General features: G+C 68.1%; 14 protein-coding genes. 3 read left to right on the plus strand and 11 right to left on the minus strand.

Features of this window, described 5'->3' with window-relative positions; all coding sequences use genetic code 11:
- Nucleotides 1-27: 27 nt before the first annotated feature.
- The 9 genes from tatC to dop all read right to left on the minus strand — a co-directional run bounded on the left by tatC (nucleotide 28) and on the right by dop (nucleotide 8,311).
- The gene (gene tatC, locus A5787_RS19265) at nucleotides 28-984 is read right to left on the minus strand and encodes a twin-arginine translocase subunit TatC (protein ID WP_156764024.1); all 957 of its coding nucleotides are present in this window, start codon (nucleotides 982-984) and stop codon (nucleotides 28-30) included.
- Nucleotides 985-1,030: 46 nt separating this feature from the next.
- Nucleotides 1,031-1,285: a Sec-independent protein translocase subunit TatA gene (gene tatA, locus A5787_RS19270; RefSeq protein ID WP_066969864.1), complete on the minus strand. Its 255-nt coding sequence runs from the start codon at nucleotides 1,283-1,285 to the stop codon at nucleotides 1,031-1,033.
- A gap of 50 nt (nucleotides 1,286-1,335) precedes the next feature.
- Nucleotides 1,336-2,310 (minus strand): YafY family protein, encoded by a 975-nt coding sequence (locus tag A5787_RS19275; protein ID WP_066969866.1) that lies wholly within the window; start codon nucleotides 2,308-2,310, stop codon nucleotides 1,336-1,338.
- Nucleotides 2,310-3,299: a YafY family protein gene (locus A5787_RS19280; protein ID WP_066969868.1), complete on the minus strand. Its 990-nt coding sequence runs from the start codon at nucleotides 3,297-3,299 to the stop codon at nucleotides 2,310-2,312. Before A5787_RS19280 ends, A5787_RS19275 begins: the two co-directional genes overlap by 1 nt.
- A gap of 50 nt (nucleotides 3,300-3,349) precedes the next feature.
- Nucleotides 3,350-4,708, minus strand: coding sequence for a Pup--protein ligase (gene pafA / locus A5787_RS19285; RefSeq protein WP_156764025.1), 1,359 nt, complete (start codon nucleotides 4,706-4,708; stop codon nucleotides 3,350-3,352).
- Nucleotides 4,709-4,865: 157 nt separating this feature from the next.
- A complete protein-coding gene (prcA, locus tag A5787_RS19290) occupies nucleotides 4,866-5,639 on the minus strand; it encodes a proteasome subunit alpha (protein WP_066969872.1) in 774 nt (257 codons plus the stop codon).
- The gene (gene prcB, locus A5787_RS19295) at nucleotides 5,636-6,520 is read right to left on the minus strand and encodes a proteasome subunit beta (RefSeq protein ID WP_066969874.1); all 885 of its coding nucleotides are present in this window, start codon (nucleotides 6,518-6,520) and stop codon (nucleotides 5,636-5,638) included. Before prcB ends, prcA begins: the two co-directional genes overlap by 4 nt.
- The gene (locus A5787_RS19300) at nucleotides 6,517-6,711 is read right to left on the minus strand and encodes a ubiquitin-like protein Pup (RefSeq protein WP_066932182.1); all 195 of its coding nucleotides are present in this window, start codon (nucleotides 6,709-6,711) and stop codon (nucleotides 6,517-6,519) included. The genes prcB and A5787_RS19300 overlap by 4 nt, the downstream gene beginning before the upstream one ends.
- 91 nt (nucleotides 6,712-6,802) lie before the next feature.
- Nucleotides 6,803-8,311, minus strand: coding sequence for a pup deamidase/depupylase (gene dop, locus A5787_RS19305; RefSeq protein ID WP_066969876.1), 1,509 nt, complete (start codon nucleotides 8,309-8,311; stop codon nucleotides 6,803-6,805).
- 113 nt (nucleotides 8,312-8,424) lie between these two features.
- Here dop and A5787_RS19310 point away from each other — a divergent pair, with 113 nt between their 5' ends.
- A complete protein-coding gene (locus A5787_RS19310) occupies nucleotides 8,425-9,621 on the plus strand; it encodes a hypothetical protein (protein WP_082977322.1) in 1,197 nt (398 codons plus the stop codon).
- A 10-nt stretch (nucleotides 9,622-9,631) separates the two neighbouring features.
- Nucleotides 9,632-10,234, plus strand: a complete 603-nt coding sequence (locus tag A5787_RS19315; protein ID WP_066969880.1) for a hypothetical protein — start codon at nucleotides 9,632-9,634, stop codon at nucleotides 10,232-10,234.
- A 1-nt stretch (nucleotide 10,235) separates the two neighbouring features.
- Here A5787_RS19315 and A5787_RS19320 read toward each other — a convergent pair whose 3' ends face one another.
- The gene (locus tag A5787_RS19320; protein WP_066969903.1) at nucleotides 10,236-12,098 is read right to left on the minus strand and encodes a hypothetical protein; all 1,863 of its coding nucleotides are present in this window, start codon (nucleotides 12,096-12,098) and stop codon (nucleotides 10,236-10,238) included.
- Between the two features lie 34 nt (nucleotides 12,099-12,132).
- Nucleotides 12,133-13,962: a proteasome ATPase gene (arc, locus tag A5787_RS19325; protein WP_066969882.1), complete on the minus strand. Its 1,830-nt coding sequence runs from the start codon at nucleotides 13,960-13,962 to the stop codon at nucleotides 12,133-12,135.
- Nucleotides 13,963-14,243: 281 nt separating this feature from the next.
- Here arc and A5787_RS19330 point away from each other — a divergent pair.
- Nucleotides 14,244-14,892: hypothetical protein (locus A5787_RS19330; protein ID WP_066969885.1), on the plus strand; the 649-nt coding region annotated here is incomplete at its 3' end.

Genomic DNA, 14,892 nt, shown 5'->3' on the forward strand with positions numbered 1-14,892 from the left:
AAACACGCGCGCTCGCGGAGAGGAGGTCTAGGTGACGTCGTCATGTTGACCGGCGGTGAAGGAGGGCGCCGGCACCGGCTCGGGCGGCTCGATGACCGAGGCTTCGTCGTCGGGAATCGTGACCTGGGCCTCGCGCTTGGCCTTGCGCCTGTCGTGCAACCGCGAGATCTGGATGGCGAACTCGAGGAGCACCGACAGCGCCACCCCGAGCGCCGTCATCGAGAACGGGTCGGATCCGGGTGTGAAGATGGCCGCGAAGGCGAACATGCCGAAGATCAGCCCGCGCCGCCACGCCTTGAGCTTCTGGTAGGTCAGCATGCCCGTCTGGTTGAGCATGACGATCAGCAGCGGGAACTCGAAGCTGACCCCGAACACCACCAACAGGTTGATCAGGAAGCCGAAATAGCGGTCCCCGGACAGGGCGGTCACCTGCACGTCGCTGCCGACGGTCAGCAAGAAGCCCAGCGCCTTGGCCAGCACGAAGTAGGCCAGCACCGCGCCGACGACGAACAACACCGCCGCGGGCACCACGAACGCGATCGCAAAGCGGCGCTCCTTTTGGTAGAGCCCCGGCGTGATGAACGCCCACAACTGGTAGAACCACACCGGGCAGGCCAGCACGATCCCGGCCGTCATACCGACCTTGAGCCGCAGCATGAACTGGTCGAACGGCGCCGTGGCCAGCAGCCGGCACTGCCCGCCTGCGCTGATATCCGCCCGCGCCGACTGCGGCAGCGAACAGTACGGGTGGCGCAGCCACTCGCCGAGGCTTTCCAGCCCGAAGATCGGGTGCGAGTACCAGACGAAGCCGAAAATCGTCGTCAACAGGATCGCGGCCAGCGAGATCAGCAAGCGGGTGCGCAGCTCGGTCAGGTGATCGACCAGCGACATCGTCGCGTCGGGATTGCTGCGGCTGCGCCGATTGCGAGGATTGAGCCGTTTCAGCAAGCCGGCGGTGCGCGCTGAAACCTTGAAACCTTTCACGGTGTTAGCGGTCGGTCAGTGGCGCTCGGGCACCCCGGCGACGCGGCTACGCCGGGCGCGCTTCGGTGTGGCCCTGCTCGGTGGCCGCCGGCGGGTCGACCCGCTGCGACTGCACGGGCGCAGCGGTCTCGATCGAGGGAGCTTCAGGCTTGCCTTCGGTCTGCATTTCGCGCATCTCGGACTTGAAGATGCGCATCGACTTGCCCAACGAGCGCGCCGCATCGGGGAGCTTCTTGGCACCGAACAGCAGGATCACTACGACAGCGAGGATCGCCCAGTGCCACGGACTAAGACTGCCCACTTTGATTACCTCCAGACGTCCACCCGATGCTACCGCAGCGGCGGCCTCAGCTACCGGGGCCGCGCCGCGACCTGGTAGGACTCCAGGGCCGCGGCGGCGGCATCCCGTACCCGTCGGCCCAGCGACTCGGGTTCAAGCACCCGCACGGCCGACCCGAAGCCCAGCACCAGGCGCGTCATCCAGTCCTCGGAGGCGTACGTCATCACGGCCTCACACGATCCGTCGGCCAGCTCGAGCACCTCCCGCATCGGGTAGTACTCGAACATCCACGAGGCCGCCGGCGCCACCGCCAGCCGGGCCGACGGCAGTGCCGGATCGCCGTCGAACAGCGACGTGTCCGGCGGCGCGTGCCGCGCCGGTTCGGGCGCGGCGGCCGGTTCGCCCAACTCGGTGGCGTCGACGATCCGGTCGAAGCGGAACAGCCGAACCCCTTCGGCCTCGCGCGACCAGGCCTCCAGGTAGCTGTGGCCGCCGATCAGCAGGACGCGAATCGGGTCGACGATCCTGCTGGTCAGGGTGTCATGCGAGGCGGAGTAGTAGTCGATGGCCAGCGCGTGCTTGTACTGCACCGCGGTGCGCACCGCGCTCGCGGCGCGGCTTTCGACGGGCGCGGGCTCGTCGACCGCCGCCGCAGCCGAGGTGTCCTGCCCGACGGCGCCGGCGGCGGCCTCGATCTTCGCGATCGCGCTGCGCGCCGCTTCCGGATCGACCACCCCCGGAATGTCGGCCAGCGCCCGCAGCGCCACCAGCAGCCCGGTCGCCTCCGGCGAGGTGAGCTTGAGCGGCCGGTCGATGCCCGCCGAGAAGGTCACCTCGATGGTGTCGCCGGAGAACTCGAAATCGATGAGGTCACCCGGGTAGTAGCCGGGCAGACCGCACATCCACAGCTGGTTGAGGTCCTCCTCCAGCTGCTTGGCGGACACCCCCAGGTCGGCGGCGGCCTTGGCCCGGGTGACCTTCGGATTGGCCTGGAAGTACGGCACCATGTTGAGCAGCCGGATCAACCGGGTCGACACGGGTGTCATCAGCGGCCCACTTCCACGTGCGACCGCAGCCGTGCCACGACGTCGTCGCGCAGGGATTGCGGCTCGAGCGCGACGGCGTCGGGCCCGTAGCCGGCGACATCGCGCGCCAGCTGGTCGGCGGATGCGATGTCGAGTTCGATCACCTCGCCGCTGCGGCCGGCCAGCTCCCGCGCGCCGATCGACCTTCCGGCGCGCCGCAGCGCGGTGGCCCGACCGTCGGCGACCCAGACCCGGGCCTGTCCCCCACCCGGCCACTCGGTGACCGTCTGGGCCACGATCTTGCGCAGGTCAACGCCCTCGGGCACGGTCACCGCGCCGGGCGGGCCGATCGGCGTGACATCCGCGCCGATCCGGGACAGCCGGAAGGTGCGGGTGGCGTCGCGGTCGCGGTCGTGGCCGACCAGATACCAGCGGCCCTTCTCGGTGACGACACCCCACGGCTCGACGGTGCGGGTGGTGTAGGGCTCGGCCCGCGACGGCCGGTGCGGGAACTGCACCGCCTGGCGGGAATCGATGGCGGACAACAGGATCCCGAGGACGTCCTCCGACCCGCGCAGGCCCGGGACCCCGGCCGGGGACGCGATGGCGACCGGCGCGTCCGGATCGACGTCCACCCCGGCGGCGCGCAGCTTGAGCAACGCGCCCTGGGTGGCGGTGATCAGTTCGGGTGACTCCCACAGCTGCGTGGCGACGGCCACCGCGGCCGCCTCGTCCGGCGTCAGCCCCACCGGCGGCAGCGCGTAGGCGTCGCGGTTGATCCGGTAGCCCTCGGTGGGGTCCGTGACCGATACGCGACCGACCTCCAGGGGGATGCCGAGGTCGCGCAATTCGTTCTTGTCGCGCTCGAACATCCGCGAGAACGCCTCGGCGCTGGGGCTGTCGGAGTAGCCGGCGACGCTGGACCTGATCTTTTCGGCGGTGATGTAGCCGCGGGTGGACAGCAGAGCGATGACGAGGTTGACCAACCGCTCGACTTTCGAGGTCGCCATTTGCACCAGGTTATTCGATGGGGTTCGCGCGCTTGCGCCACGCGGCGCGCCTACATGCTTGCGATCAGCCGCTTGACCCGCTCGTCGACCGCCCGGAACGGGTCCTTGCACAGCACGGTGCGCTGCGCCTGGTCGTTGAGCTTGAGGTGCACCCAGTCGACGGTGAAGTCGCGGCCCGCGGCCTGCGCGGCGCTGATGAACTCCCCGCGTAGCCGGGCGCGGGTGGTCTGCGGCGGGTGGTCGACGGCCTCGGCGATTTCCTCATCAGTGGTCACCCGCGTGGCCAGGCCCTTGCGCTGCAGCAGGTCGAAGACGCCACGGCCGCGCTTGATGTCGTGGTAGGCCAGGTCCAGCTGGGCGATCTTCGGGTCGGACAACTCCATGCTGTAGCGGTCCTGGTAGCGCTGGAACAGCTTGCGCTTGATCACCCAGTCGATCTCGGTGTCCACCTTGGCGAAATCCTGGCTCTCGACGGCGTCCAGCTGGCGACCCCACAAGTCCACGACCTGCTCGATCTGCGCGTTGGGCTCCCGGGTCTGCAGGTGCTCGACGGCGCGGCTGTAGTACTCGCGCTGGATGTCCAGGGCGCTGGCCTGCCGCCCGCCCGCCAGCCGGACCGGGCGGCGGCCCGTGACGTCGTGGCTGACTTCGCGGATGGCGCGGATCGGGTTGTCCAGCGAGAAGTCGCGGAACGGGACGCCGGCCTCGATCATCTCCAGGACCAGCGCGGCGGTGCCGACCTTGAGCATGGTGGTCGTCTCGCACATGTTGGAGTCGCCGACGATGACGTGCAGCCGACGGTATTTCTCGGCGTCGGCGTGCGGCTCGTCGCGGGTGTTGATGATCGGGCGGCTGCGGGTGGTGGCCGAGGAGACCCCCTCCCAGATGTGCTCGGCGCGTTGGGAAAGGCAGAAGGTCGCGGCCTTGGGGGTCTGCAGCACCTTGCCCGCCCCGCAGATCAGCTGGCGGGTGACCAGGAACGGCAGCAGCACATCGGAGATCCGGGAGAACTCGCCGGCCCGCACGATCAGGTAGTTCTCGTGGCAGCCGTAGGAGTTGCCCGCCGAGTCGGTGTTGTTCTTGAACAGGTAGATGTCGCCGCCGATGCCCTCGTCCGCGAGCCGCTGCTCGGCGTCGACAAGCAGGTCCTCGAGCACCCATTCGCCGGCCCGGTCGTGGGTGACGAGCTGGACCAGGCTGTCGCATTCGGCGGTCGCGTACTCGGGATGGCTGCCCACGTCGAGGTAGAGGCGGGCGCCGTTGCGCAAGAAAACGTTGGAGCTGCGGCCCCACGACACCACCCGGCGGAACAGGTATCGCGCGACCTCGTCCGGAGACAGGCGGCGGTGGCCGTGGAACGTGCAGGTGACACCGAACTCGGTCTCGATGCCCATGATTCGTCGCTGCACGTAATCGAGGGTACTGGTTGTGTGACCGCGAAGGTGAGCAAGCCGCGCCCACGGATGTTATTGGCCCGATCCGATCCCGCCGGCGCGGTCGACGGCGGAACCCACCGGTCCCACAGGCACCAGCAGCCCCAGCTCGCCGGCGACCGGCAGGGCCGATCTAGTCGCCGGACTTCTCGCCCGAATCGGGGGCCTTGCGCTTCGCTTTCGAACCCTTGGAATCCAGCTCGGCGAGCATGCTTTCCAGGGCGGGACGGGTGATCCGCCGAAACGCCCGTCGCGGCCGGTTGGCATCCAGGATGGCAACCTCCAGGCTGCTCACGTCGATGGACGGCTGGTCGCCGTTGGACGCCTCCGCGCTGCCCTTGCGCAGCGCCGCCACGGCGATGCCCAAAGCCTGACGAAGGTCGGCGTTTTCGGCGTACGACTCCTTGAGCGCGGTGGCGATCGGCTCGGTGGTGCCGCCCATCACCACGAAGTGCGGCTCATCGGCAATCGACCCGTCGTACAGAATCCGGTACAGCTCAGGCGGTTTCGTCTCGCCGAAGTGGGCGACCTCGGCAACGCACAACTCGACCTCGTAGGGCTTGGCCTGCTCGGTAAAGATGGAGCCCAGGGTCTGGGCGTAGACGTTGGCCAGCTGCCTGCCGGTGACGTCGCGGCGGTCGTAGGCGTAGCCGCGGGTGTCGGCGAATTGGATTCCGCCCCTGCGCAAATTGTCGAACTCGTTGAACTTGCCAGCGGCCGCGAAACCCACGCGATCGTAGATCTCGCTGATCTTCTGCAACGACCGCGACGGGTTCTCCGCGACGAACAACACGCCATCGGCGTAGGCCAGCGCCACCACGCTGCGGCCCCGCGCGATGCCCTTGCGCGCGAGCTCGCTCCGCTCGCGCATCGCCTGTTCGGGCGAGATGAAATAAGGGAAGCTCACTTATCCCCCCGCGGCTCGGCGTCCGGGCCGAAAGTATCTGCGCGCGAACGGCTTTCGATGACTTCGCGGGCCAGTTCGGCGATGCGGCTCTCCGGCACGTCGGCCGCACCCTCGGCGCCGATGGTGACCGCCGTCGGATAGATGCCGCGAACGAGATCCGGCCCGCCGGTGGCGGAGTCGTCGTCGGCGGCGTCGTAGAGCGACTCCACGGCCACGCGCACCGCCGAATTGACGTCGGAGACTTGGGAGTACAACTTCTTGATCGACGACTTGGCGAAGATAGAGCCAGACCCGACGGCCTGGTAGCCCTCTTCCTCGATGTTCCAGCCGCCGGCGGCGTCGAATGAGACGATGCGGCCCGCGCTTTCGGGGTCCGGCGCGTGGATGTCGTAGCCCGCAAGCAGCGGCAGGGCCACCAGCCCCTGCATCGCCGCGGCCAGGTTGCCGCGCACCATGATCGCCAGCCGGTTGACCTTGCCGGCGAAGGTGAGCGGCACGCCCTCGAGCTTCTCGTAGTGCTCGAGTTCCACCGCGTACAGCCGGGCGAACTCGACGGCGATCGCGGCGGTGCCGGCGATGCCGGTCGCGGTGTAGTCGTCGGTGATGTACACCTTCTTGACATCGCGCCCGGCGATCATGTTGCCCTGCGTGGAGCGCCGGTCGCCCGCGATGACCACGCCGCCGGGGTATTTCAACGCGACGATGGTCGTCCCATGCGGCAGCTGGGCACCCGCGCCGCCCCCGGAGCCGCCGCTGAGGCTTGCCGGCAGCAGCTCGGGCGCCTGACGGCGGAGGAAATCAGCAAACGAGGACAGGTCTATAGCCGGGTTCCCGGGAAGGGCGGAGTTGGTGGACAGGCGATTCGAGAAAGGCCAGGTCACTGTCCGCCCTTTTGGACATACGCGCGGACAAAATCCTCGGCGTTTTCCTCAAGGACGTCGTCAATCTCGTCGAGCAGGTCGTCGGTGTCTTCGGCCAACTTTTCGCGACGCTCCTGGCCAGCGGCCGTGGCGTCGCCGAAGTCATCGTCATCGCCTCCGCCACCACCACGCTTGGTCTGCTCCTGAGCCATCGCCGCCTCCTGCTTAGTTATCGGCCGCTCACACGCCCGCTGGTCTTCTCTACATTACCGGTCAACGCCGACGTTTCCCGTCTAACGTCCGTTAGCTGGTCAGTTGTTCCACCAGTTCCGCCGCGCTGTGCACCGAGTCCAATAACGCCCCGACGTGGGCCTTGCTGCCGCGCAGCGGCTCCAGCGTCGGGATGCGCACCAGCGAATCGCCGCCGAGGTCGAAAATCACCGAGTCCCAGCTGGCCGCGGCGATGTCGGCGCCGAACCGGCGCAGGCATTCGCCGCGGAAGTAGGCGCGGGTGTCCGTCGGCGGATTGTCGACGGCATCGATCACCTGGTGTTCGCTTACCAGGCGCTTCATCGAACCGCGCGCGACCAGCCGGTTGTACAGGCCCTTGTCCAGCCGGACGTCGGAGTATTGCAGGTCCACCAGGTGCAGCCGCGGCGCCGACCAGTTCAGGTTCTCGCGCTGCCGGAAACCCTCGAGCAGCCGCAGCTTGGCCGGCCAGTCCAGCAGCTCGGCGCAGTCCATCGGGTCGCGCTCGAGCTTGTCGAGCACGTCCGCCCAGGTCTCGACGACGTCGGCCGCGCGGGGGTCGGGGTCTCGGCCGTCGACCAGCTTGGCCACCCGGTCGAGGTAAATCCGTTGCAGCGCAAGGGCGGTCAGCTCGCGGCCGTCGGCCAGGGCGACCGCGACGCGCAGCGACGGATCGCGGCTGATCGCGTGGACGGCGTGGACCGGGCGCGCCAGCGCCAGGTCGCTCAGGTCGATCCCGTGCGCGGGACCCTCTTCGATCAAATCGAGCACCAGTGCGGTGGTGCCCAGCTTCAGGTACGTCGACGTCTCGGCGAGGTTGGCGTCGCCGATGATCACGTGCAGCCGGCGGTACCGGTCGGCGTCCGCGTGGGGTTCGTCGCGGGTGTTGATGATGCCGCGCTTGAGCGTGGTCTCCAGCCCGACCTCGACCTCGATGTAATCCGAGCGCTGCGACAGCTGGAAGCCCGGCTCGTCACCGGCGGGCCCGATGCCCACCCGGCCCGAGCCGGTGACCACCTGGCGCGACACCAGGAACGGGGTCAGCCCGGCGATGATCGCCGAGAACGGCGTCTGCCGCGACATCAGGTAGTTCTCGTGCGATCCGTAGGAGGCGCCCTTGCCGTCGACGTTGTTCTTGTAGAGCTGCAGCTTGGCGGCCCCGGGCACGCTGGCGACGTGCCGGGCGGCGGCCTCCATCACGCGCTCACCGGCCTTGTCCCAGATCACCGCGTCCAGCGGGTCGGTGCACTCGGGCGCGGAGTATTCCGGGTGCGCGTGGTCGACATAAAGCCTCGCCCCGTTGGTCAGGATCATGTTGGCCGCGCCGACCTCGTCGGCGTCGACCACCGGGGGTGGACCGGCCGAGCGGCTCAGGTCGAAACCGCGGGCGTCGCGCAGCGGCGATTCCACCTCGTAGTCCCAGCGGGTGCGCTTGGCGCGCTGGATGCCGGCGGCGGCCGCGTAGGCCAGCACCGCCTGCGTGGAGGTGAGGATCGGGTTGGCGGTCGGGTCCGACGGCGACGAGATGCCGTACTCGACCTCCGTCCCGATAATCCTTTGCATTACTTCAAGATAGGCCCGCCGACGATGCAGCCCGCTCGGCGGGGTGATCTGGGGACCCGAATTCGGCGCGGTATCGGCCATCGTGCGGGCCGTCGCCACTAGGGTGAGCCCGCATGAGCTCTTCTCTGCGGCGGTCGCCGGGGACGGCGAGCGCTTCTCCTGGGTATGGGGCCGAAAGCTGGTTCCTCGAGCGCGGTTTGCCCTCGGTGCTGACCCGGCGGTCCCGGTGGCGACGGCTCTGGCCGCGGTCGGCCCCCATGCTGGCCGCCTACGGGACTCTGCAGGCCTGCATCCTGCCGATCTACCTGCTCACCGGCGGCCACGATGTCGACATCACCGGGGACCCGACGGCCCCCCAAGTGGTAGTGCTGGGGATCCTCGCGGTCGCGCTTCCGCTGATGGCGGTCGTCGGCTGGGTGGTGTCGCGGTCACGGCGCGGCCGGACCCGCGCGGCCGTGTCGACCCTCGCGGTGATCGTCGTGGCGTGCGTCGGGATCACCGTGGGCGGACCCAGGGAACTGGTGCAGGAGGCCATCGTCGCGGCCGCGGTGCTGATCCTGACCGGCTGCGGCGTCGGATCCGTCGTCGGGTGGGCGGTGCGCATGATGCTGTCGCACCTTGCCACCGTGGGGGCCCTGGTCGTCCGCGCCCTGCCGGTGGTGCTGCTGACCGCGTTGGTCTTCTTCAACACCTACGTGTGGATCATGGCCAAGACGATCAGCGGGCAACGGCTGGGGCTGGCGATCGCCTTTCTGCTCTCGATCGCCGTGGCCTTCGTCGTCTCGGCGACCTGGGAACGGGCCAGGCCGGCGCTGCGGTCGACGATGGCGGCGCTGCCCAAAGACAGTGAACGGCTTGCCGAGACGCCCTTCGCGGACATGCCGGACACCCCCGACTGCGCGCCGCTGACCCGGGCCGAACGCCTCAACGTCGTCTTCGTGCTGGCCGCGTCGCAAATGGCGCAAATCCTCGTGGTCGCGGTGGTCACCGCAACCATCTACTTGGTGCTGGGCCTGATCGTGCTCACGCCGTCGCTGCTGAACGAATGGACCCACACCTACACAAGCACCGCGACGGTGCTGGGATTCACGCTGCCGGTTCCCGATTCGCTGATCCACATGACCTTGTTCCTCGGGGCGTTGACGTTCATGTACATCAGCGCCCGCGCGGCCGGCGATGCCGAATACCGCTCCACGTTCCTCGACCCGCTGATCGAGGACCTGCACGCGACGCTGATCGCGCGCAACCGCTACCGCGGCGCCGTGGCGGCGACGGCGTGTGAAGTTGACGCCACCGGCGCCAGTGATTAATTTCACACGGATGACCGACCTGGCTGGAATGCGTTACGGCGAAGTGCTTCTCGTGACCCCCGGCGAGGCCGGCCCGCAGGCCACCGTCTACAACAGCTTCCCGCTCAACGACTGCCCCGCCGAGCTGTGGTCGGCGTTGGACCCGCACGCGATCGCCGCCGAAAACGGCGCGGCCGCAGCGTTGCTCAACGGCCCCCGCTATTGGCTGATGAACTCCATCGAGAAGGAACAGCAGGGCCCGCAGGTGACGAAGACCTTCGGGGGCATCGAAATGATCCTGCAGGCCACCGTCCTGCTGTCCTCGATGAACCCGTCGCCCTTCACCGTCAACAAGGTGAGCCGGCATACGGTGTTCGTTTTCAACGCCGGCGAGGAGGTCTACGAACTCATCGACCCCCACGGCAAGCGCTGGGTCATGCAGACGTGGAGCCAGGTCGCCGACCCGAACCTGAAGCGCGAAGACCTGCCCGGGCTGGCCAGCCGGCTGGAGCTGCCGGGCGGGTGGAGCTACCAGCCGCGCGTGCTCACCGACGAGTTGCGGGTGGACACCAGAACCGAAGCCGCCCAAGTGCTGCAGGACAACCTGACCAACAGCTACTCGCTCGAGACGTGATCTAGGGGCGATTCGCGATCCAGCTGCGGTGGCGTACCGCGGCCTTGCGCGCGGCCTTGGCGAGCGTCCGGTCCGGCAGGTGGCGACCAAGCGCATCGAGGACCGGCGCCGTCTCGGGCGCGCGGTGCCGCCACATGTTTTCGAGCAGCTGCAACGGTTCCTCTGCAGCGCTGAAAAGGCGGCATAGCTCTTCCGGGTCGTCCACGCTGCCGGCGAGCACGTCGACCAGCACCGCGGTATCGACGAAGCTGCCGAGGGTCTCGGCGTCGGCGCGGTCGACCGACATCAACCACAGCGCCGCATGTCCGGCAACCGGCGTATCCAATAGCTGGCGAACCAGCGGCTCGACCACCTCAATGTCGAACATATGCAGCGCGACGAAGCCCATCATCCGACTCGCGGCGCTCGACGCCGCCGCGATGGCCTCGGTGAGCATCTGCACCCGCTCGGCAACCGGACGGCCGGCCTGCCACCCGGCCACCAGGGACTCGTGCTGCGTATCGGCCGCCGCCAACATCGCGTCGATCAACTCTGCGCCATCGCCCGCGGCGAGACTGTCCCCGCGACGCAGCAGGTACCCGGCGTCATCGAGATAATCCGGCAGGACGTGCCGACCAAGGGCAGTCAGCGTCAGCGTGCCATCCGTCCAGTGGCTGGGCCCAAATTCCTCGGGGACCTCGATGCGGCCGGCCCACTTCACCACGCCCGCGTCCTCTAAGACCTCGAAGATCCGACTCATGTCCCGCCGGGTGAACGCGTCGAGATCCCGCACCCAGTCCCGCGCGCGGGTCGCGATCCGCCGATCAACCACCGATTGAGCCCACTCGAGGACGGACGCGAAAGGAATCTCCGCGGCGTCGTCGGCGAGCAGCGGGGCCAGCCAATGCACGATCCCGTCGTCGAGCAACTCGTGCATTTCGTCGAGGTACCAGATACGGCCCGAGTACAGCGACTCCAACGTGCCCAGTTCGACGATCGCCGCGAACAGCGCCGCGGCCCGCTGGACGGTCGGGCGAGTGGCCCATGCCTTCACCGGAACCAACCGACGCTGGTGCGTCCGGACGGCCCCGACCGCCTTGGCGATCGCCAGGATGAAGTTCAACTGCGGCAAATCCGCCGTAGACGAGGTCCGCCATGTCTTGTCGCCGATCCGGGGGTCCATCTCGTCGCCGGTGTCGAGCCGCTCGACCAGCGCGCGACCATCGGCCAGCTTCAGGTTTCCCTTGTCGGTCAGCTGTTTTCCGTCAACGTCCAGATAGTCGCGCAGGGATTCGAGTTTCGCGAGCAACGGCGCCGCTGTCGCCGCGGTCTCGACGTCGGCCGGCGGCGGCGGGATATAGATGAACGGCAACTCGTAGGGATCCGGCTCCTCGATCGGTCCGGGGCCGTACCGCTCTTCAATTTCCGCCAGCGCAGCTTGAAACCTCTCATCGTCCTCGTCTGAGCTGGACGGGTCCGCGGCGCGTGTAGGGTCGCGCGATTCAGCCAGCACGGTCGGGGCGAGATCGTCGACCATTCTTCGCAGCCGGGACGCACGCTCGACTCCGCCAGCGAGGCGTTCGGTGGCCGCCATGAAATCGACGTAGACACCGATGGCGTAGCACAAACCCACCGCCGCGTCCGGGCGCCCGGTCAACCGGCGCGGACACCAGTCGACCAGAAACTCCGCCAGCTCGCCGGGCGTGAACTCGTCGAGGACACCGCTCGATTCGCGATACCGCCAGTCCAGGAAGAACGCAACGTCGGAGACCACATCGTCCCGCTCGGACTCGGACGCACCCAGCCAGGCGTGGAGTTCGCCGAGCAGTGCGTCGCGCGACTCGAGGTACGCGTCGTCGTCACCGGGATGGAATTCGAGCCGCACCCGGGCGACGTTAGTCGGTGTGACCGACAAATGTTTACAAGTACTGACCCAGGTTCGACTCGGTGTCGATGGCACGCGACGCGCTCGACGACTTGCCGGTGACCAGGGTGCGGATGTAGACGATCCGCTCGCCCTTCTTGCCCGAAATCCGCGCCCAGTCATCGGGGTTGGTGGTGTTGGGCAGGTCCTCGTTCTCGGCGAACTCGTCGACGATCGAGTCGAGCAGGTGCTGGATGCGCAGGCCCGGCTGACCGGTCTCCAGCACCGACTTGATGGCGTTCTTCTTCGCCCGGTCGACGACGTTCTGGATCATCGCCCCGGAGTTGAAGTCCTTGAAGTACATGACTTCCTTGTCACCGTTGGCGTAGGTGACCTCCAGGAACCGGTTGTCGTCGATCTCGGCGTACATCCGCTCGACGACCTTCTCGATCATCGCCTTGATGCAGGCGGTGCGGTCGGCGTCGAACTCGGCGAGGTCGTCGGCGTGCAGCGGCAGCGACTCGATCAGATACTTCGAGAAGATGTCCTGCGCCGCCTCGGCATCCGGGCGCTCGATCTTGATCTTCACGTCGAGGCGACCGGGCCGCAGGATCGCGGGGTCGATCATGTCCTCGCGGTTGGAGGCGCCGATGACGATGACGTTCTCCAGGCCCTCGACACCGTCGATCTCGCTGAGCAACTGCGGCACCACCGTCGTCTCGACGTCCGAGGAGACGCCGGTGCCGCGGGTGCGGAAGATCGAATCCATCTCGTCGAAGAACACGATCACCGGCGTCCCTTCCGACGCCTTCTCGCGGGCGCGCTGGAAGATCAGCCGGATGTGCCGCTCTGTCTCGCCGACGAACTTGTTCAGCAGCTCCGGGCCCTTGATGTTGAGGAAGTACGACTTCGCCTCGCGGGCGTCGTCGCCGCGCACCTCGGCCATCTTCTTGGCCAACGAGTTCGCGACCGCTTTGGCAATCAAGGTCTTGCCGCAGCCGGGCGGGCCGTAGAGCAACACACCTTTGGGCGGGCGCAGTGCGTACTCGCGGTAGAGCTCCTTGTGCAGGAACGGCAGCTCGACGGCGTCGCGGATCTGCTCGATCTGGCGCGTCAGGCCACCGATGTCCTGGTAGCTGACGTCGGGCACCTCTTCCAGCACCAGGTCTTCGACCTCGGCCTTGGGGATGCGCTCGAAGGCGTAGCCGGCCTTGGTGTCGACCAGAAGCGAGTCGCCCGGGCGCAGCTTGCGGGGCTTGGTGTCGTCGTTGAGTGCGTCGGGAACGCCGTCCGGCAGGTCCTCGGCGACCAGGGGCTCGGCCAGCCACACGATGCGTTCCTCGTCGGCGTGCCCGACCACGAGCGCCCGGTGCCCGTCGTTCAGCACCTCGCGCAGGGTGGAGATCTCGCCGACCGATTCGAACGTGCCGGCCTCGACGACGGTCAGGGCCTCGTTGAGGCGGACCGTCTGCCCCTTCCGGAGCGTTGCGACCTCGATGTTGGGCGAGCACGTCAGGCGCATCTTGCGGCCCGAGGTGAAAACGTCGACGGTGTCGTCCTCGTGCGCGCCCAGCAAAACGCCGTAGCCGCTGGGCGGCTGCCCGAGGCGGTCGACCTCTTCCCGCAGCGCCAGCAATTGCTGGCGCGCCTCCTTGAGGGTGTCCATCAACTTGGAATTGCGCGCCGCGAGGGAGTCGATGCGGGCTTCGAGCTGATGCACGTCGCGGGCAGACCGAGTGCTGCCGGGCGTTCCAACCGCGTGCTCGAGTTGTTCGCGCAGCACCGCTGCCTCACGGCGTAACTGTTCCAGTTCGGCAGCGTCGGCGCTGGACATGCCAGCGTCACCGGTGTTGCCGAATGCTTCAGAACGCTCTGAGTCACCCATGTTGCGCTCCTTTCCCGCCCCGAGATTCGCGGTGGTACTTCAACGCTACCGGCGATTGCCGGTTGATGTGCGCAGTCAAATGCTCACGAAAAGTTAAGACTTTGGTTCCACTGGTAATCTCTGCCACGAATCGCGCCGAGCGAAAGGACGACCGTGGCCCCAAAAGCGCTCGCCACGGGCTGCGCCGGCGCCGTCTTCCCCGGCGCTGCGGCCCCCGCTGTGACATCCATTGCACCCGTTGGCCCGCCGGTGGCCGCGGGCGCCTAACCAGAACGAACCGCATGCAGCAAGGCCTGTCCGTTGTGCTGAGCGCCGCCGCCGCGGTGGCGGCGATCGGGCTCGCCGGATGCTCGCACGCCGGCCCCAAGGTGGTGTCCTCGCCGACGTCGCGCGGCCCGGCCACGTCGACTCCGCTCGTCGTCGCGACTCCCCCGACCGCTCCGCTGCCGGCGGCCGACGCCCTGATCGACGTGCTGAACCGGCTCGCCGACTCCAACGTGCCGGGCGGCAACAAGGTGGGCCTCGTCGAGGGCGCGACCGCCGAGAGCGCGGCCACCCTGGACAACTTCACCAACGCGTTGCGGGACAACGGCTACCTGCCGATGACGTTCGCGGCGACCGACGTCGCGTGGTCGGACAAGAATCCGTCCCACGTGCGGGCCACCGTGACGGTCAATACCGCCCAGGCGAACAACGGCAAATTCACGTTTCCGATGGAGTTCACCCCCTTCCAAGGGGGTTGGCAGTTGTCCCGCCGAACGGCCGAAATGCTGCTGGCCCTGGGCAACTCGGCCGGGGGGCCGACGCCGCCCGCCAACCCGGCCCCGGGCCCCGCGCCGGCGCCCCCGGCGCACCCGCGCCGCGCTTGCGCCGGCCCGCATCGTGCTGCTCGACGAGCCAACCGAGCACCTCGACGCGGTCGACGCCGAG

It is taken from the genome of Mycobacterium sp. 852002-50816_SCH5313054-b (assembly GCF_001667185.1).
Classification (GTDB): Bacteria; Actinomycetota; Actinomycetes; order Mycobacteriales; family Mycobacteriaceae; genus Mycobacterium.

Coding starts and splice junctions, on each gene's coding strand:
- A5787_RS19275 (WP_066969866.1), bottom strand. CDS start 2,310: ATGACACCCGTGTCGACCCGGTTGATCCGGCTGCTCAACATGGTGCCG.
- A5787_RS19280 (WP_066969868.1), bottom strand. CDS start 3,299: ATGGCGACCTCGAAAGTCGAGCGGTTGGTCAACCTCGTCATCGCTCTG.
- A5787_RS19300 (WP_066932182.1), bottom strand. CDS start 6,711: ATGGCTCAGGAGCAGACCAAGCGTGGTGGTGGCGGAGGCGATGACGAT.
- dop (WP_066969876.1), bottom strand. CDS start 8,311: ATGCAAAGGATTATCGGGACGGAGGTCGAGTACGGCATCTCGTCGCCG.
- A5787_RS19310 (WP_082977322.1), top strand. CDS start 8,425: ATGAGCTCTTCTCTGCGGCGGTCGCCGGGGACGGCGAGCGCTTCTCCT.
- A5787_RS19315 (WP_066969880.1), top strand. CDS start 9,632: ATGACCGACCTGGCTGGAATGCGTTACGGCGAAGTGCTTCTCGTGACC.
- arc (WP_066969882.1), bottom strand. CDS start 13,962: ATGGGTGACTCAGAGCGTTCTGAAGCATTCGGCAACACCGGTGACGCT.